Here is a 17,825-nt window from a genome sequence, read left to right as displayed (position 1 = left end):
GAACAACCGCTATTGACTCAACTGTCCGCTCTCGGCGTGTGGGGCTCGCGGCGCGCGACCTTGAGGGGGAGGAAGGCGGCCAGGCCGAGCGCGAGGGTGACGACGATCCCCAGCAGCCCGAAGCGCGCACCCGCCAACGCCGTGAAGACACTGATGAGGAAGGGCGAGAGGAAGCTGACCGCGCGGCCCGCCGTGGCGTAGAGGCCGAAGGTCTCGTTGACGTCCTTCGGCGGCACGATCCGGGTGAGCAGCGTGCGAGACGCCGACTGGATCGCGCCGACCTGGGCGGCGATGCCGAGCCCGAAGACCCAGAACACCCAGGTGGCGTCGACAGCGATGATCACCAGCCCGAAGGCGATCATCGTCACGAGCGTCCCGATGATGATCGGGCGCGGGCCGAACAGGTCGTCCACCCGGCCGAGCGCCCAGGTTCCGACGGCGGCGATCACGTTGGCGGCGATCCCGAAGATCGCCACCTGCACCGTGTCCATCCCGTACGAGCTTGCGGCGATGATGCCCGCGAAGGAGAAGACCGAGCTCAGACCGTCACGGTAGATCGCGGCGGCGACGAGGAAGTGCAGCAGCGAGCGCTCCGAGCGCCACATCGCCACGATTCGGCGGATGATCTCCCGGTAGGCCTGGACCGGCCGGAACGGCTCGCGGACCACCTCGGTCTCGGGCGCCTCGCGCGGCCCCCAGATCATCAGCGGCACGGAGAAGAGCAGGAACCAGCCCGCGCACAACAGCGCCACACCGCGCGCGTTGGCTGCGTCCTCGGTCGGCAGCCCGAGCATGCCGCCGTCGAGCATGAACCCGAAGACGGCGATGACGAGCGCGATGACCCCGCCGACGTACCCCATCGCCCACGCGGTCCCCGAGATCCGCCCGACCGTGGTCGGCGAGGAGATCTGGTGCAGCATGCCGTTGTAGAAGACGACGGCGACCTCGGCGATCACCGAGGCCAGCGCGATGAGCGTGACCCCGAGCAGCAGGTAGGACTGCTCCGGCCGGACGAACCACATCGCCGCCATCGTCGCGACCACCAGAAGCGTCGAGACCGTCAACAGCAGACGCCGGTTGCGCACCCGGTCCGCCCAGGCCCCCATCAGTGGCGCGAGCAGGGCGACCCCGAAGCCGGCCACGGTCTGCGCGTGCGCGTAGACCTGCTGGCCGGTCTCGGCGTCGGCGGCGACCGTGTCGGTCACGTAGACCGAGAACACGAACGATAGGATGACGGTGTTGAAGGCGTTCGAGCCGAAGTCCCACAGGCTCCAGGCCGCGATGGTGCGCCGGGGTGCCGGCGTGGACGGCAGGTCGCCGGCGGGTGCGGCCGGTGAGGCGCCGGATTCGCGCGGGAGGGTCACACGCGAACCGTAGCGGCAGGAGTTGACCAGAGCGTGACGACGGCGCACTCGAGCGGCACCGTCACGCCGGTAGCCTGGCCGGGTGAGCCTCAGCCTGTACGACTCCGCCACGCGCACGGTACGCCCCTTCGAACCCGCCGAGCCGGGCAAGGTTGGCATCTATCTGTGTGGCGCGACCGTGCAGAGCTCACCGCACGTCGGCCACATGCGCGCCGCGATCGCCTTCGACGTGCTCTCCCGTTGGCTGCGCCGCCGCGGCTTCGAGGTCACGCTCATCCGCAACGTCACCGACATCGACGACAAGATCCTCACCAAGTCGGCCGAGGCGGGGGCGCCCTGGTGGGCGTGGGCGTACCGCTTCGAGCAGGAGTTCACCGACGCCTACGACGCCCTCGGCGTCGCGCGGCCGACCTACGAGCCTCGAGCCACCGGGCACGTGACCGAGATGGTCGAGCTCATCGAGACCCTGATCGAGCGCGGCCACGCCTATCCGGGCGATCCGGGCAACGTGTACTTCGACGTGCGCTCCCTGCCGGAGTACGGCTCGCTGACCCGGCAGGCGCTGGAGAACATGATCCCTGAGGACGCAGCCGACGAGGCCGCCTCCGCCCCCGCGGACAAGCGTGACCCGCACGACTTCGCGTTGTGGAAGGCGGCGAAGCCCGGCGAGCCCGAGACCGCGTCCTGGCCGACGCCGTACGGCCGCGGCCGCCCGGGATGGCACCTGGAGTGCTCGGCCATGTCCCGCAGGTACCTCGGCGACACGTTCGACATCCACGGCGGCGGCATCGACCTGCGCTTCCCCCACCACGAGAACGAGCAGGCGCAGTCCCACGCGGCCGGGTACGGCTTCGCCCGCTACTGGGTGCACAACGCCTGGGTCACCACGAGCGGCGAGAAGATGAGCAAATCGCTCGGCAACTCCCTCGTCGTCGCCTCGGTGCTCGAGCACGTCCCCGCCGCGGTGCTGCGCTACGCCCTCGGGACCGTCCACCACCGCTCGACCGTCGAGTACTCCGACGTCACGGTCGCCGAGGCCGCCGGCTCCTGGGGGCGCTTCTCCGGCTTCGTGCAGCGCGCCGCGGAGAAGGTCGGGGAGGTCCCGGCCGACGAGGTCGCTGCGGGTGGAGTCGACACACTCCCGGACGGGTTCGTCGCGGCCATGGACGACGACCTCAACCTCTCCGCCGCGCTCGCCGTCGTCCACGAACATCTCCGCGCCGGCAACACCGCCCTGACCGAGGGGGACGACGTTGCCGTGCGCACCGAGCAACTCACCGTGCGCGCGATGCTCGACGTCCTCGGCCTCGACCCGCTCGCGCAGCCGTGGCGGGAGTCCGGTGGCTCCCTCGAGCGCGACGCGCTCGAGACGCTGGTCGGCGCGGCCCTCAGTGAGCGCGACCAGGCGCGCGCAGAGAAGGACTACGCCCGAGCGGACGCTCTGCGCGAGCGACTGCACGCCGCCGGCGTCGTGGTCGAGGACTCGCCCGAGGGCGCCCGCTGGCACCTGAAGGGATCCCACTGATGCCCGGTAACTCCAAGCGCCGCGGTGCCGTCCGCCGGCCCGGTACCAAGAAGGGGCAGACCGTCGGCTCGGGCGGCCAGCGCCGCCGCGCCCTCGAAGGCAAGGGGCCCACGCCCAAGGCCGAGGACCGGCCGTACCACCCCGCTGCCAAGCGCAAGGCAGCGCGGGATAAGCAGGAGGCGCGCCGCCCCGCCCGCCCCGAGACGGCCGCAGCGCAGCGAGCCGCCAAGGTTCGCGCCGCCGTCGGGATCGACGCGGAGAGCGAGATCATCGCCGGGCGCAACGCGGTCACCGAGGCCGTCCGTTCCGGTGTGCCGCTGCGCCGAGTGCTCTTCTCGGGCGGCAAGGCCGCCGACGACCGGGTCGCCGAGGTGGTGCGCACCGCCACCGCGCTCGGCACGCCGCTCGTCGAGATCTCCCGGAGCGATCTCGACCACCTCACCGAGGGGGCCGTCCACCAGGGCGTGGCCATCGAGGTCCCGCCGTACGACTATCGCGATGTCGAGGACCTGCTCGCAGCCGCCGGCCGCTCCGGCCGTCCGGCGCTCGTGGTCGCGCTGGACGGTGTCACGGACCCGCACAACCTCGGCGCGGTGCTGCGCAGCGCCGGTGCGTTCGGAGCGCACGGCGCACTCGTGCCGGAACGCCGGTCGGCCGGCGTGACCGCGACGGCGTGGAAGGTCTCCGCCGGTGCGGCCGCCCGCGTCCCCGTCGCACGGGCGACCAACCTCGTGCGCGCCCTGGAACACCTCAAGGAGGCCGGGTGCTTCGTCGTCGGCCTGGACGGCGAGGGCCCCGTCCCCGTCCGCGACCTCGAGCTGGCCACGGAGCCGCTGGTGCTCGTCACCGGTTCCGAGGGCAAGGGCCTGTCGCGCCTGGTGCGCGAGACGTGCGACGTCGTCGCCTCGATCCCGATCGCGACGTCGGTCGAGTCGCTCAACGCCGCAGTAGCCACCGGCATCGCCCTGTACGAGATCGACCGCCGGCGGGCGTAGCCGCGCGCCGAACCGTCGCGAACCGCCGTCGAAGGAGGAGTCATGCCCCAGCCACCCGTCCCGCAGTCGCTGACCGCCGTCCTCGAGCGTGCCAATCCGGCCGTGATGGCAACCGTCCGGCCCGACGGCGCCCCGGTCTCCGTGGCCACCTGGTACCTCTGGCAGGACGATCAGGTGCTGCTGAACCTCGACGCGGGCCGCAGACGCCTGCAGCACCTGCGGGAGAACCCCCGGGTCTCCCTCACCGTGCTCGACGGCGAGAGCTGGTACCGGCACATCAGCCTGCAGGGCACGGTCCGCATCGTCGACGACCCGGACATGAGCGACATCGACCGGCTGGCGCGGCACTACACCGGTGAGCAGTACCCGGTGCGCGACCGTCCCCGCGTCAGCGCGTGGATGTCGGTCGAGACCTACCACGCCTGGGGGTTCTGACTCCGGACTGGACGAGCGGACGCCCCCGGTTCTCGTCGCTGTCCTCGCCGCCACCCTCCCGCGCCGGCCGGCCCGCTCGTCAGTGCACGCTGCGGACCATCCGGCGCCGGCAGCCCGGATGGCCGTATCCTCGCGCCCGTGGACGCCTGAGGGGGAGTGGGCTGCGTGCAACTGCTGCTGGTTGAGGACGACGAGCACGTCGGGAACGCGCTCGAGTCGCTGCTCACCAAACGCGGCTTCGAGGTGGTGCGCGCCCGCGACGGCGCGAGCGCGCTGTCCGCGCTCAGCCCCGGCACCGAGATGGTCCTCCTCGACCTCGGTCTGCCCGACATGGACGGCCTCGACGTGCTGTGGCGGGTGCGCAAGGTGTGCGACGCCCCGGTCATCGTCGTCACCGGCCGCACCGCCGTCACCGACCGGGTGCGTGGGCTGGAACTCGGCGCCGACGACTACGTCACCAAGCCGTACGACTTCCGCGAGGTGCGGGCACGCATCGAGGCCGTGCTGCGCCGCCGCCGCGCCGAGGAGACGATCACCGGGCCGGCCACCGGGCCGCTGCAGGTAGCCGGGCTGACGGTGGATCTGGCCACGCGGGTCGTCTCGGACGGCGACGGCGCACCGATCGTCCTGACCCGAAAGGAGTTCGACCTGCTCGCCGCCATCGCCCGACGCAGCGGCGCTGTCGTGGCCCGGGAGCGACTTCTGCACGAGGTCTGGGGGACGGGCTGGCGAGGCCTCGAACGCTCGCTCGAGGTGCACGTCGCCTCGCTGCGCCGCAAGCTCGGCGAACGCGAGGTCGTCGAGACCGTCCGCGGCGTCGGCTACCGCCTCGCGGACGCCGTGGGGCCGGGCGATGCGTAGACGACTGACGATCATCCTGTACGTCCCGAGCGTGCTGCTCCTGCTCGTCCTCGGCCTGGCGTACGCGGAATCCACCGCGGGCGCGCAGCAGCAGCGGGTCTACGTCGACCGGCTGGCGGACGCCAGCTACCTGGTGCGGACCGCGCGGCAGTCCCTCCTGTCCGACGATCCGTCGGTGGTCAGCGCGGACCTGAACCGGTATCACCACGTCTACGGGGTCCGGGCCGCCGTCGTCGACGCGTCCGGTCGGGACTGGGCCGGCACGGGACTGGACGCGACGGCGCTGGCCGAGACCGAGGCGGCGCTCGCCGGCCACCGCAGCGAGTTCCGGAAGAGCTTCCTGCCCTGGGACGTGGACCAGATCGTCGTCGCCGAACCCGTCTACGACGGGGGAGACCTGCTCGGTGCCGTGGTCACCGTCTCCGACGCCGAACGGCTGGCCCGGGACATCTGGCTCAACTGGGGGATGCTCATCGCCGGCGTGGTGCTCGTGCTCGCGCTGGCGGTGGTCGTCGCCGACCGCACCGCCCGGTGGGTGCTGGGTCCGGTCCGCGCCGTCGACCACGCCATGACCGACGTCGGCCGGGGCGACCTCGCCGCCCGCATCCCCTCCTCGGCCGGGCCGCCGGAGCTGCGCCAGGTGGTCGAGCACTTCAACGACATGTCGGACCAGGTCGAACGACTGGTCCGCAAGCAGCAGCAGTTCGTGGCCAACGCCTCGCACGAGCTGCGCAATCCGCTGAACGCGCTGATGCTCCGGGTGGACGCGCTCGTCGAGTCCGCCGCGGACGCCGACCGGGAGGACGCCGAGTTCGTCCGGGCCGAGGCCCGGCGCCTGGCCAACATCCTCGACGCCCTGCTGCTCCTCGCGGACGACGCGGCGCCGCATGTCGAGACGGAGGTGGAGGTGAGCGAGGTGATCCGCGGCCGCGTCGAGAGCTGGCGGCAACTCACCCGCGGCAGGCCGATCCGGGGTCCGGAGCCGGCGCGGGACCCGGCCCGTGCCGTGGTTGGCACGACGGCGCTGGAGAGCGCCTTCGACGCGGTCATGGACAACGCGGTGAAGTACTCGCCCGCAGGCGCGCCGATCGAGGTGTCGGTGCACACCGACGACGGCGTGGTCGAGGTCGCCGTCCGCGACCACGGCCCGGGTGTGCCGGCGCAGGCACTGGGGCGGATGACCGAACGGTTCTGGCGGGGCCCGCAACGCACCGGCGTCTCCGGCTCGGGTCTCGGGCTGTCGATCGCCTCGGAGCTGCTGGCGCCGAACGGTGGTGAGCTGGTGCTCGGTCTGGCGTCCGGCGGAGGGCTCGAGGCCCGGATCCGGTTGCCGCGGAACGGGGACGGGCCGTGAGGCGGCGGCGCCGGCAGGTCCTCGCGTTCGCCGCGGCGGCGGTGGTGGCGACGGCGGCCGTCGGCTGCGACGGTGGCGAGGAGGACCCGTGGGAGGGAGACCGGCCGGAGACGCTGGACATCTCGGCGGGCAGTCCCTCCGGGATCTACCACGCCTACGGCCAGTCCTTCGCGGCCGAGGTATCGAGCCGGTTCGACGTCGAGGCCGAGGTCCTCGAGTCTGCCGGGTCGGTGGAGAACATCGAGCGATTGGCGACCGGTTCGGCCGAGGTGGCGTTCGCGTCGATCGACACCGCCGAGGCCGCGGTACGCGGCGGACCCGGTTTCGGCGAGCCCCAGGACATCTCCGCCCTCGCCCGCGTGTACGACGACTTCGCCCACCTCGTCGTGCTTGCCGACTCCGAGATCGACTCGGTCGAGGACCTTCCCGGACACGCCGTCTCGATGGGGGCCGCGGGCTCGGGCACGGCGCCGATCGCCCGGCGCCTCCTCGAGGCCGCGGACATCGAGGCCGGGGATGTCGACACCCGTGCCATGGGTCTGGCCCAGTCCCTCACCGCGCTGACGAACGGCGAGATCGACGCCCTGTTCTGGTCGGGCGGCCTCGACACACCCGGCCTCGCCTCACTCGCCGACCTGCACGAGGTGCGCCTGGTCCCGCTCGGTGAGTTGGTCGAGCCGTTCCGCAGCCGGTACGGGACCGGCTACCGGCACGCCGTCGTCCCGGCGGGGACGTACGGTGTGCCGGAGGACGTCGCGACCCTGGCCGTGCCGAACATCGTCCTCGTGCCCGGGTCCATGCGCGCCCCGGTGGCGCGCGCCCTGCTCGCCGCCCTGTTCGACGCCCGGGAGGACATCGCGCGGGACGTGCCCGCGGCCGCGTTGCTGGACCGTCGTCAGGCGATCTACACCGAGCCGATCCCGCTTCACCCGGGGGCGTTGGACTACTACCGGGACACACAGGAGTGAGGGCCCCGGGCTGCCGGTGCGGGCAACTCGGGCGGCCGGGATGGCCGGCGCCGGAACCGGGGCACGTCGCCGGCGCGGACGACGGCGCGCCGCGCCGATCTGAACCGGCCCGGCGCTCCCCTGCCCGTCGGGCCGGCACAGGCCGCCGCGGCGCGCGTCCGGCAGGCTGTGCCCCTTCGACTATGGGGGATGAGGCGATCAGCCCGGCATGGCGTTGAGCAACCTCTGAGGTGCGGGCCGGGCGTCGGCGGCTAGTCGACGGCCGGGATATCGGCCGTGTCCCGGTCGAGGAACGAGCGTTCGTCGGGGCGGTGGCGCAGCACCTGGTCGACGTAGGACTGCACTGCCTCGGACATCGGTACGTCGCGTTCCTGCTGCTGGGAGATGAACCAGCGGTGCTCGAGGACCTCGTGGAAGATCTCCGCCGGCTCGAGCTTGCGCCGTAGGTCGCGCGGCACGGCCTGGACGGTGGGGTTGAAGACCTCGTCGAGCCAGTCGTGCGCCACGATGACCGGGTCGTCGTTCTGCCGGTCCGATTCGGCACGGTAGGAATCGAGGTCGTTGAGCATCCGCCGCGCCTGGTTCTCCTGCACGTCCAGGCCCGTCAGCCGCATGATCTGGCGGTGGTAGTGCCCGGCGTCGACGACCTTCGGTGCGATCGAGACCGACGTGCCGTCCACGTCGGTGGTCATGGTGAGCTCCCCGACGTCGAAGCCGAGGTCGTTGAGCCGGTTGATGCGTTCGGTGACCCGCCAGCGCTCCGAGGCGTCGAACGACTCCACCTGGGTCAGCTCCGCCCACAACGACTCGTACCGGTCGACGATCTGGTTGCCGACCTCGACGACGTCGACGTCCTCGTCGAGCACCTCGCCGGCCTGCAGGTCCATCAACTCGCCGATGATGTTGGTCCGGGCGAGATCGACGTCATAACTGCGCTGGCCCGGACTGAGCGTGTCGTGCAGCTCGCCTGTCTCGGCGTCGACGAGATAGGCGGCGAGGGCGCCGGCGTCGCGCCGGAACAGCGTGTTGGACAGCGACACGTCGCCCCAGTAGAAGCCGAGCAGGTGCAGCCGCACCAGCAGCACGCTGAGCGCGTCGATGAGTCGGCTCGCGGTCTCCGGCCGCATGTACTGGCTGAACAGGGCGCGGTAGGGCAGGGAGTACTGCAGGTGCTCGGTCACCAGCACCGAGTTGAGTTCCTCACCCGCGGCGTCGGTCCGCCCGGTGATGACGGCGACCGGCTGGACGGACGGCGCCTCCAGCCGCCCGAGCGCGCGCAGCGTCTCGTACTCGTGGTAAGCGACCCGCTCGCCGATCTCCTTGACCGCGAAGATCCGTCCGGACAGCCGGACGAAGCGGACCACATGCCGGGAGATCCCTCGCGGCAGGGCGGCGAGGACATCCGGTGGCCACTCCTCCAGGGGTAGTTCCCACGGCAGGTCGAGCAGGGCAGGTTCGACCGTCGCCGCGGTGATCTGCATCTGCTGGGGCATGGTCCGCTCCTGGAAGCCGGCCGGGACAGGCCAGGGGCGGGTCCGCCGGACCCGCCCCTGGTTCGTGGTCGCTGGTGCGACAGTACTGCTCAGACCGGCAGGCGCTGTCCCGTCGCGCTGGAGAACACGTGCTGCTGGCCCTCACGGATCCGCACGTGGATCGTGTCGCCCTTCATCGGCACGTCGCGCGGGTCGACGCGCACGATGATCTGGTCGGCGTCCTCGCCCGAGCCGAGGCTCTCGGCCATCTCCTTGTCCCCGGCGAGCGAGCCGTAGACGAAGGCGTCCGAGCCCAGCTCCTCGACCAGGTTCACGCTGATCGGGATGCCGCCGTTGCCGGCGGAGGTCGTGTCGAGCGCCTCCGGGCGGAAGCCCAGCTTGATCTTGCCGTTGTCCTCCGGGGTGACGGCGTCGAGCGTGGCCCGGGTCAGCGGCACGCGCGCCGAGCCCAGCACGGCCTGGCCGTCCTCGATGTGGAAGTCACCGAGGTTCATCGCCGGGGACCCGATGAAGCCCGCGACGAAGACGTTGGCCGGGTGGTCGTACATCTCACGCGGGTTGCCGACCTGCTGCAGCACGCCGTCCTTGAGTACCGCGATGCGGTCACCCATGGTCAGCGCCTCGGTCTGGTCGTGGGTGACGTAGACGGTGGTGACGTTGAGGCGCCGCTGCAGCGAGGCGATCTGGGTACGCGTCTGGACACGCAGCTTGGCGTCCAGGTTGGACAGCGGCTCGTCCATGAGGAACACCTGAGGCTGACGCACGATCGCGCGCCCCATCGCGACACGCTGACGCTGACCACCGGAGAGGGCCTTCGGCTTGCGGTTGAGGTACTCGGTCAGGTCGAGGATCTTCGCGGCGTCCTCCACGCGCTGGCGGATCTCGGCCTTCGGCGTGCCGGCGATCTTCAGCGCGAAGCCCATGTTGTCGGCGACCGACATGTGCGGGTAGAGCGCGTAGTTCTGGAAGACCATGGCGATGTCACGGTCCTTGGGCTGGACGTCGGTGACGTCCCGGTCCCCGATGAAGATCCGGCCGGAGTTGACGTCCTCGAGGCCCGCGAGCATCCGCAGCGACGTCGACTTGCCGCATCCGGACGGGCCGACGAGCACGAGGAACTCGCCGTCGCCGACCTCGAGGTCGAGGGCGTCGACCGCCGGGCGCTCGGTGCCCGGGTAGATCCTGGTGGCTTTGTCGTAGGTGACGGTGGCCATGGTGGTGCACATCCCTTCACCGGCAGGTACGTGCCGGACGATCCGTTGTGAAAGGTGTCAGCTCGAGTGTCCGCACTGACACAGCTGACGTCCCGAGCGTCATGCTCGCGACATCGGCCGAGCACATACTGTCACATCGGAGGTTACGGGTGTGTGTCCGTCTCCTGGGAAAGCTCTGGACGGGGCGCCGTACGGCTCTCGAACAGGTCCACCAGGCGCATGAGCACGACCGAGAACTCCTCCGGGTCGGTCACCCGGTAGCCGGCGGCCGTCTCACCGGCGCCGACCTTGACCGTCACGTCGCCCGCCGCGAGATCGAGGGACCGGAACGCGTCCTCGTCCGTGGTGTCGTCGCCGGCGTAGAACGCCGCCGACGCTCCGGCCGAGTTCTTCAGCCGCACCATGGCGTCGCCCTTGGTGACCTCGAGGACCGCCATCTCGACGACCTGCTTGCCGACGACGACACGGACCCCGTCGCGGGCCGCCGGTCCGTCCAGCGTGCGCCGGGTCAGCGCCTCGGCCGTCGCGGCGTCCAGACGCCGCGTGTGCAGCACGACGGCGGTCGGTTTGGTCTGCACCCACGCGCCGTCGACCTCCGCCGCGAGGGTCATGGTCTCCCGTTCCAGGTCGCGCAGCAGCGTCACCTGTTCCTCGGTGAGGTCCAGCGGCTCCGACTCCAGGACCGGGCCGTCACCGGTATCGACGGAACGTCCCCACTCGGCGCCGTGCGAGCCGATGACCCGGGTGCCCGTGGGCAGGGCGGCGAGAGCGACGACGTCGTGCGCGCTGCGGCCGGTGACCACGGCGACGTCGACGCCGGGTGCGGCGGCGAGGCGGGCGACGGCCTCGGCCGTGGCGGGCAGCATGTGGGCGGTCGTCGGATCGAGGACGATCGGTGCGAGGACGCCGTCGAAATCCAGACCCACGACGACGGTTTCGCGTTCGGCGAAATGCTCGAGGGCGTCCTCGAGCTCACCCCCGAGGTGGGTGAGGAAGATGGGCTGGTCCTGCGGGCCTCCGGGGGAGCCGTCGGCCGGCTGGGTCACGTGGTCTCCTTCGAGGTCGGCTGCTCGTCGGTCGGTTGCTCGTCGGTCGGTTGCTCGTCGGTCGGGTCCGGACGGTTCTCGTCGGTCGCGGGAGGCTGAGTGCCGAGCCGAGGTGTCTCCGGTGGTCGCAGGTCGGGCGGCGGCGGCACCGACATCGCGAGGTAACCGAGGAAGTCGTCGGCCCAGCGCTGCACGTCGTGTTGCATGACGCGTCGTCGCAGACCCCGCATCCGCCGCCGCGACTCCTTCCGGTCCATGTTGACCGCCCGCATCACGGTGGCCTTCGTGCCGTCGATGTCATGCGGGTTGATGGTGAGGGCATGGGTGAGCTCGTCGGCGGCGCCGGTGAACTCCGAGAGGACCAGCGCCCCGCCGAGGTCGGAGCGGGCCGCCACGTACTCCTTGGCGACGAGGTTCATCCCGTCGCGCAACGAGGTGACGAGCATCACGTCGGCGGCGCGGTAGAGCGCCGCCATCTCGGTCGCCGGGTAGGAGTGGTGGAGGTAGTGCACTGCGGCGCGCCCCAGGGCGCCGTAGTCGCCGTTGATGCGGCCGACGGTGACCTCGACCTCGTCCCGCAGCGTCTTGTACTGCTCGACGCGCTCCCGGGATGGGCTGGCCACCTGCACCATGCACGCCTCGGGCACCCGGAGCTGACCGTCCTCGAGGAGCTCGCCGAACGCCTTGAGCCGGTGCCGGATGCCCTTGGTGTAGTCCAGACGGTCGACGCCGAGGAGCAGCACGTCCGGGCTGCCGAGCTCGACGCGGATCTGCTTGGCACGCTCGAGCACGTCGGGGCGGCGGGCGAGTTCCTCGAACGCTGTCGAGTCGATGGAGATCGGGAACGCCTGGGCGCGCACCGCACGGTCCGGCCGGGACCAGCGGCCGGGAACGGTGACCTGCGGACCGCGGACCTGCAGGTCGGTCAGGCGGCGGACGGCGCGCAGGAAGTTCGACGCGTCGCCGGGACGCTGGAAGCCGACCAGGTCGGCACCGAGCAGGCCCTCGACCACCTGGTGGCGCCACGGGAGTTGGGTGAAGATCTCGACCGGCGGGAACGGGATGTGGTTGAAGAATCCGATCTTCACGTCCGGGCGTAGCATCCGCAGCACCGAGGGGACGAGCTGGAGCTGGTAATCGTGGACCCAGACGGTGCCGCCGGGGGCGACGGCCTCGGCGGCCGCGGTGGCGAACCGCCGGTTGACCGAGGTGTAGGTGTTCCACCAGGCGCGGTGGAACTCCGGCGGGACGATCACGTCGTGGTACAGCGGCCACAGCGTGGCGTTGGAGAAGCCCTCGTAGTAGCGGGCGATCTCGCCCTCGCTGAGTGGGACCGGGCACAGCCGCATGCCCTCGGCGTCGAACGGCTCGTGCTCGAACCCCACCTTGCCGGACCACCCCACCCAGCCGCCGCCGTTCTTCTGCATCAGCGGGGCCAGTGCGGTGACCAGTCCGCCCGGCGAACGTTCCCAGCTCAGTGAGCCGTCGTCCTCGATGGTGATGTCGACGGGAAGTCGGTTGGCGACGACGACGAACTCGTGTTCTCCCGCAGGCACGTCTCTTCCCAACTCCTTCACGACCACGGCCCGCCGCTGACGTCTCGTTCAGGGCTCGGGCCGGCACTGACGTGCCCACCGTACTGTCCGCCGTCGGGCGGTGCCTGCCGGTCCCGGGCGTGCGGCGACGCGGTGGGGCGCTCCGGCGCCGCCGGCACGGGACCGCGTGTCGAGGCGCGTCCGGCCGCCCGGCACGCATCGGCTCGGTACGTTTGTGGGCATGACGGAGCCGGTGGAATCCTCGCGCGAGGTCGGTGGGTACCGGCTGCTGCGACGGCTGGGCTCCGGCGGCATGGGCACCGTCCACGAGGCCGTCGACGCCGATGGTCACCGGGTGGCCCTGAAACTGCTGCATCCACATATCGCCACGGATCCTCAGGCGCGTCAGCGGCTTGCGCGTGAGGTCGCGTTGCTGCACCGCGTCAAAGGTGCCGGCGTGGCTCGGGTGCTGGATGCCGAGGTCGAGGACGCCGAGGCGTTCGTCGTCACCGAGCTGGTCGAGGGGCCGACCCTGGAGGACGACGTCAACGACGGCGGGGCGTTCAGCCTGGACGAGCTCGCCGGACTGGGCCACGGTCTCGCGGCCTCGCTGCGCGCCATCCACGCCGAGGGCATCGTGCATCGCGACCTCAAGCCCGGCAACGTCATGCTCGCCGACGACGGGCCGGTGCTCATCGACTTCGGAATTGCCCAGGTGGCCGACGACGTCCGGCTCACCCAGACGGGTCTGGTCACCGGAACGCCCGGTTACCTGGATCCGGGTGTCATCGCGGGCGGCGACCCGGGCCCGGCGGGGGACTGGTGGGCATGGGCCGCCGTGCTGCTGTTCGCGGCCACCGGCCGACCACCGTTCGGTCGCGGGGCGATGGAGGCCGTGCTGGCCCGGGTCGCCACCGGCCGCGCGGACACCACCGGCCTGCCGGGCTCGGTGGCCCGGACCTTCCAGGACGCGTTGGCTCCCGATCCGGAGCGGCGGCTGCCGCCGGAGGAGGTGCTCGCCGCGCTGGACGCCGCGGCCGACGACCCGGCCTCCGCCGGGTCACCGCAGTCGGCGGACGACGCCGTGGCCGGGGCGGCGGCTGCAGGTGCGGCCGCCGTGGCCGCAGGCGATGACGCGCCACCGACGGCCGCGTGGGGGACCGGGGCGCCGGCTACGGCTCCGGTGATCCCCCCGACGATGCCGGTGGCACGGGACCGCGGGCCGGGCGCTCCGGCGGAGGGGGCGACCTCACCGCTGCCGACCTCCGGCTACGGCGCCCCCGAGGGCGGGTCCGCCACACGAGTGATGCCCGCGGTCCCGCCCGCCGGCGACGGCCAAGCCCCCGGTGCGCCGGCGCCTGTCGATCAGCCACAGCCGCAGGGACTTGCCCTGCCCGGCGAGGAGTATCCCGGTGCGATGCCGCCGGGATATGCCGCCGGAGGCCCGGGGACGAGCACCGAGGGGTGGTCCGGTCAGCCAGGTGCCCCGGCGCCCAGGTGGGCTCGCCCGCCGCGGCGGCGCACCGGCATCGTTCTCGCCGTCGGCGTCGGCGTCAGCGCCGCCGCGGCATCCTTCCCCGGGATCTTCGCCGTGGTGGCGGGACTGCTGGTGGTGCTGACCGCCACCACCGGGTGGGCCGGCCGGTCCCGGCGCAACTCCCGGTTGCGGCGCGGGGTCCGCAGCGGCGACGACGCGCGCATGGTCGCGGGCCTGCCGTGGCATCTGCTGCGCGGCGTCCTCGCGGTGCTGCCCGGGGTACTCATCGGCGCCGTCATGGGGGGCGCGCTGTGGTGGTTTGCTCCGGACCTGATGCCCGCGGCCGTGCCGACGGAGCTGCATGAACCGCTGACCTTCTGGGTGGCGGGTCTGCTGGCGCTGTTCGTGGCCTGGTTGACCCCGACCTCGGCCTCGGCCCGTGACGGTGCGCGGGCGTGGCTCGACGTGCTCACCCCCGGGCCCGGGTACCGCGCACTCCTCGTCACCGTGTTCCTCGGTTACGCCGCCGTCGTCGGTGTGCAGGTGGCGCTGGACCAGACCCCCGACGTCACGTGGACCCCGTTGCCTATTACGCTGGAGCGGTGACGAACCAGAAGTCCCCGTCGAAGGCGGAGCGGCGTGAGGCCGCTCGTGAGCAGGCCCGTAAGCTCCGCGAGGCCCAGGCGCGCCGCGAGAAGCGCAATCGCGTGCTCATGATCACCGGCGCCGTGGTGCTGATCATCGCCGTCGCGGTCGCCGCGTTCTTCATCGTCCAGCAGGGCACGAGATCGGTGATCGCGGACGTCGAGAACGTGCCTGCGAACTCCGAGGTCGAGGACGGTGGCATCTCGGTCGGGTCGGACATGGCCGCCGGCACCGAGAACGAGGGTGCGCCGGTCCTGGACGTCTACCTCGACTTCGCCTGCCCGCACTGCGCGGACTTCGAGCAGATCAACGCCGAGGACATCGACCAGATGGTGGCCGACGGTGAGGTCACCGCCGTGTACCACCCGGTGTCCCTCCTCTCGCGTGGTGACCGTCAGAGCTGGTCCTGGCGCGCTGCCGAGGCGGCCGCGGTGGTGGCCGACCAGGCGCCGGAGCAGTACAACGCCTTCCAGACGGCCCTGTTCGAGCTCTACGCGCAGTCCGGCGGTCAGACCGAGCCCAGCGACGAGCAGATCGTCCAGGCCGCCCGGGACACCGGCGTGCCGCAGGACGTCGCCCAGGCGATTCCGCAGCAGACTTTCGACGAGTGGGTGGATGCCACGACGCGTCAGTTCAGCCGCGACGGGTTCGAGGGCACGCCCACGGTGCTGGTCGACGGTGAGGAGTTCCAGAACTGGTCCGAGCCGGGCGCGCTCGCCGACGCCGTCGGGGGCGAGTGAGGGTTCCGACCACTCGGTGCCGGCGTCTCTGGGGCGAGGTCGTGGCACACTGATCGTCGGTGACGCGTGATCATCCCGCCGCCTTAGCTCAGTTGGTAGAGCGTTCGCCTTGTAAGCGAAATGTCGTCGGTTCGAATCCGACAGGCGGCTCCCGTGGCGCGGTGCGAACGAGGTTGCAGAATCCGTCGAAAAACGAGCGGATCCTGCAACCTCGTTCGGCGCGAGGCGCTGGCGGCGCTCAGAACACCCAGCGGCGTAGGAACGCGTTGGTGAACGTGCCCTGCGGGTCGAGGTCCCGGGCCAGGTCGACGAAGTCGGACCGGCGCGGGTAGAGGCCGCGGACGCGCTGCGGGTCGGCGTCGAAGACCTTGCCCCAGTGCGGGCGCCCCTCGACCGGCCCGAAAGCCGCGTCCAGGTGGGGCAGCGCCGCCGCCACACGCTCGTTGTCCCGGACGAGCGTGAAGTGGAAGGCCAGGCAGTCCTGCTGATACATCGGGCTCATCCAGGCCGTGTCGGCCGCGATGGAGCGCACCTCGGCGACCTGCACCAGCCCGGCCAGGGGTCCGGAGAGCTCCCGGAACGCCTCCAGCGCACGCACGGCATGCTGACGCGGGACGAGGTACTCGCACTGGATCTCCTCGCCCGCGCTGGGCATGTGGTCGGCGCGGAAGTGTGGCAGCCGGTCCCATGACGGGCCTGCGGCCCCAAGCTGCTGCGTGGCGTTGGCCGGGTCGACCCCCGGGATCGGGTGGAACGGCTCCGACATCGCCCGGCTTCCGGCCACCTGCGCGGGCCAGGCGTCCTCGAGCTCGCCGCCGGCGCGCTTGACCCAGATCGAGGCGAACGTGTTCTCGCGCAGCGTCGTGAAGCAACTCACGGAGTAGCCCAGGCCGCTGACCTCCTCGAAGGCCGCGACGACGTCGTCGAAGCCTGCCGGGCCGTAGACCGTCTGAGCGACGTCGAAGGCCGGCACCGACTGCAGCGTCACGGCGGTGACCACGCCGAGTGCGCCGAGGGCGACGCGCGCGCCGTCCAATTCGGCGTCCGCGTCCGTCAGCGTGCGGACGGAGCCGTCCGCGGTGAGCAGCTCTATGCCGACGACGGACGAGGCGAGCGAGGCGTTGCCGATGCCGCTGCCATGTGTCCCGGTCGCCACCGACCCGGCGACCGAGATGTGCGGCAGGGAGGCGAAGTTCGGCAACGTGCGGCCGCGGTCATGCAGGAAGAGCGCCAGGTCCGCATATCGGGTCGAACCCGTGACGCGCACCCGGCCGGTCGACTCGTCGAGCTCGGGCTCCACCGACGACGGCGGTGCGTCACCGTCCGTGGGTGTCGACAGCCGCGGATGGCGATAGGCCAGATGGGCGAGGTTGAGGAGGGTCTCCTCGGAGTCGGCGATGTCGTTGAAGCTGTGCCGCGAACCGAGGGCACGCACGTGCGAGGACCGGGCGACCGCGTCGGCGGCCTCGTCGAGCGTGGTCGGGGTGACGACGGTGCCGGCGAGCGTGCGGCTGCCGGACCAGTTGGAGATGCCCACGTTGTTCACGCATCAGAGCGTGCCACACGCCACACGGGGCGGAGCCTGTGCCCGAACGTCGAGATCGAGGGGCGGGGAGCCGTGTTCAGGCGGCGGAGCCGTCGTCCCGGCTGCGGCCGTAGACGAAGTCCTCCTCTTCGTCGGGCCCGGCGCCGACGAGTTCGTTGTCGTTGGCGAAGCGCTCCACGTCGGTCTTGGGAGCACCCGAGGCGCGACCCCCGCTCAGCACGTCCCGCTGGCGCCGCTCCTCGTCGTCGGCGTCGGGCTGGACCAGACCCCGGTGCACCAGTGCTTCCGTGACGAGATCAGGTCGACGGGTGGGGTCGTGGCGGTTCATCGTTCACCAGCTCCTCAGTCCATGATTGGACGGGTCGACGGCGACGGGGTGTGTCGTCGATCGGCCCTCATAGAGCGATGATGCCCACAGGGAGCGCCGGAGTGCGAGTGCGACCCGCGAAATTCACAGACCGGAAACGCGCCGAGCGCCCGGCGGCGGCGCGTTCGACGGCGTGAGAGGCGGGCTCGCCAGGCTTCGCCGCGCGGGTCAGACACCCCATGGCGTTTTGATGTCAAGCCGCAGCGTGGTGCTCGTGGGCCCAGGCCGTCGCTTCGTCGTAGGGGGTGCCGGTCTTCAGG

The 17,825-nt window shown here is 71.6% G+C and carries 15 protein-coding genes and 1 tRNA gene; 9 read left to right on the top strand and 7 right to left on the bottom strand.

The features are described 5' to 3' along the window. Positions 1-17: 17 nt before the first annotated feature. Entirely contained in the window at positions 18-1,364 is a 1,347-nt protein-coding gene (locus ACFSE6_RS18375) for an MFS transporter (RefSeq protein WP_388010856.1), read from the bottom strand. An 82-nt stretch (positions 1,365-1,446) separates the two neighbouring features. On the opposite strand from ACFSE6_RS18375, the gene cysS reads away from it, so the two are divergent. The 6 genes from cysS (at position 1,447) to ACFSE6_RS18345 (ending at position 7,502) form a co-directional block, all read left to right on the top strand. Next, positions 1,447-2,889 carry a cysteine--tRNA ligase gene (gene cysS / locus ACFSE6_RS18370; protein WP_388010853.1) on the top strand — a complete coding sequence of 481 codons (1,443 nt, stop codon included), beginning with the start codon at positions 1,447-1,449 and terminating at the stop codon, positions 2,887-2,889. Further along, complete coding sequence (gene rlmB / locus ACFSE6_RS18365; protein WP_388010850.1) at positions 2,889-3,884, top strand: 23S rRNA (guanosine(2251)-2'-O)-methyltransferase RlmB; 996 nt, start codon at positions 2,889-2,891, stop codon at positions 3,882-3,884. The genes cysS and rlmB overlap by 1 nt, the downstream gene beginning before the upstream one ends. Before the next feature lie 42 nt (positions 3,885-3,926). Then, positions 3,927-4,319, top strand: a complete 393-nt coding sequence (locus ACFSE6_RS18360; protein WP_388010847.1) for a PPOX class F420-dependent oxidoreductase — start codon at positions 3,927-3,929, stop codon at positions 4,317-4,319. 165 nt (positions 4,320-4,484) lie between these two features. Next, on the top strand, positions 4,485-5,180 hold the full coding sequence (locus ACFSE6_RS18355; RefSeq protein WP_388010844.1) for a response regulator transcription factor: 696 nt from the start codon (positions 4,485-4,487) through the stop codon (positions 5,178-5,180). Next, complete coding sequence (locus tag ACFSE6_RS18350) at positions 5,173-6,534, top strand: sensor histidine kinase (protein ID WP_388010841.1); 1,362 nt, start codon at positions 5,173-5,175, stop codon at positions 6,532-6,534. Before ACFSE6_RS18355 ends, ACFSE6_RS18350 begins: the two co-directional genes overlap by 8 nt. Then, on the top strand, positions 6,531-7,502 hold the full coding sequence (locus tag ACFSE6_RS18345) for a TAXI family TRAP transporter solute-binding subunit (RefSeq protein WP_388010838.1): 972 nt from the start codon (positions 6,531-6,533) through the stop codon (positions 7,500-7,502). The genes ACFSE6_RS18350 and ACFSE6_RS18345 overlap by 4 nt, the downstream gene beginning before the upstream one ends. 251 nt (positions 7,503-7,753) lie before the next feature. Here the strand turns inward: ACFSE6_RS18345 and ACFSE6_RS18340 are convergent, their stop codons facing one another. The 4 genes from ACFSE6_RS18340 to ACFSE6_RS18325 all read right to left on the bottom strand — a co-directional run bounded on the left by ACFSE6_RS18340 (position 7,754) and on the right by ACFSE6_RS18325 (position 12,811). Continuing rightward, entirely contained in the window at positions 7,754-8,995 is a 1,242-nt protein-coding gene (locus ACFSE6_RS18340; RefSeq protein ID WP_388010835.1) for a DUF4032 domain-containing protein, read from the bottom strand. Positions 8,996-9,084: 89 nt separating this feature from the next. Next, on the bottom strand, positions 9,085-10,209 hold the full coding sequence (locus ACFSE6_RS18335; protein WP_388010832.1) for an ABC transporter ATP-binding protein: 1,125 nt from the start codon (positions 10,207-10,209) through the stop codon (positions 9,085-9,087). A 143-nt stretch (positions 10,210-10,352) separates the two neighbouring features. Continuing rightward, entirely contained in the window at positions 10,353-11,255 is a 903-nt protein-coding gene (gene otsB / locus ACFSE6_RS18330) for a trehalose-phosphatase (RefSeq protein WP_388010829.1), read from the bottom strand. Beyond that, the gene (locus ACFSE6_RS18325) at positions 11,252-12,811 is read right to left on the bottom strand and encodes an alpha,alpha-trehalose-phosphate synthase (UDP-forming) (RefSeq protein ID WP_388010826.1); all 1,560 of its coding nucleotides are present in this window, start codon (positions 12,809-12,811) and stop codon (positions 11,252-11,254) included. Before ACFSE6_RS18325 ends, otsB begins: the two co-directional genes overlap by 4 nt. A 220-nt stretch (positions 12,812-13,031) precedes the next feature. Here ACFSE6_RS18325 and ACFSE6_RS18320 point away from each other — a divergent pair, with 220 nt between their 5' ends. The 3 genes from ACFSE6_RS18320 (at position 13,032) to ACFSE6_RS18310 (ending at position 15,802) form a co-directional block, all read left to right on the top strand. Continuing rightward, entirely contained in the window at positions 13,032-14,873 is a 1,842-nt protein-coding gene (locus ACFSE6_RS18320; protein ID WP_388010823.1) for a serine/threonine-protein kinase, read from the top strand. After that, positions 14,870-15,652, top strand: a complete 783-nt coding sequence (locus ACFSE6_RS18315; protein WP_388010820.1) for a DsbA family protein — start codon at positions 14,870-14,872, stop codon at positions 15,650-15,652. The genes ACFSE6_RS18320 and ACFSE6_RS18315 overlap by 4 nt, the downstream gene beginning before the upstream one ends. 77 nt (positions 15,653-15,729) lie before the next feature. After that, positions 15,730-15,802: transfer RNA gene (locus tag ACFSE6_RS18310), tRNA-Thr, on the top strand. 88 nt (positions 15,803-15,890) lie between these two features. Here ACFSE6_RS18310 and ACFSE6_RS18305 read toward each other — a convergent pair. Together ACFSE6_RS18305 and ACFSE6_RS18300 are read right to left on the bottom strand one after the other, a co-directional pair. Next, complete coding sequence (locus ACFSE6_RS18305) at positions 15,891-17,198, bottom strand: D-arabinono-1,4-lactone oxidase (RefSeq protein ID WP_388010817.1); 1,308 nt, start codon at positions 17,196-17,198, stop codon at positions 15,891-15,893. Between the two features lie 76 nt (positions 17,199-17,274). Next, on the bottom strand, positions 17,275-17,526 hold the full coding sequence (locus ACFSE6_RS18300) for a hypothetical protein (protein ID WP_388010814.1): 252 nt from the start codon (positions 17,524-17,526) through the stop codon (positions 17,275-17,277). Between the last annotated feature and the right edge of the window lie 299 nt (positions 17,527-17,825).

The organism is Georgenia deserti (genome assembly GCF_042680605.1).
Classification (GTDB): Bacteria; Actinomycetota; Actinomycetes; order Actinomycetales; family Actinomycetaceae; genus Allobogoriella; species Allobogoriella deserti.
Note: the sequence above shows the minus strand (reverse complement) of the source record. Positions and strands in the feature narration are given on the sequence as shown.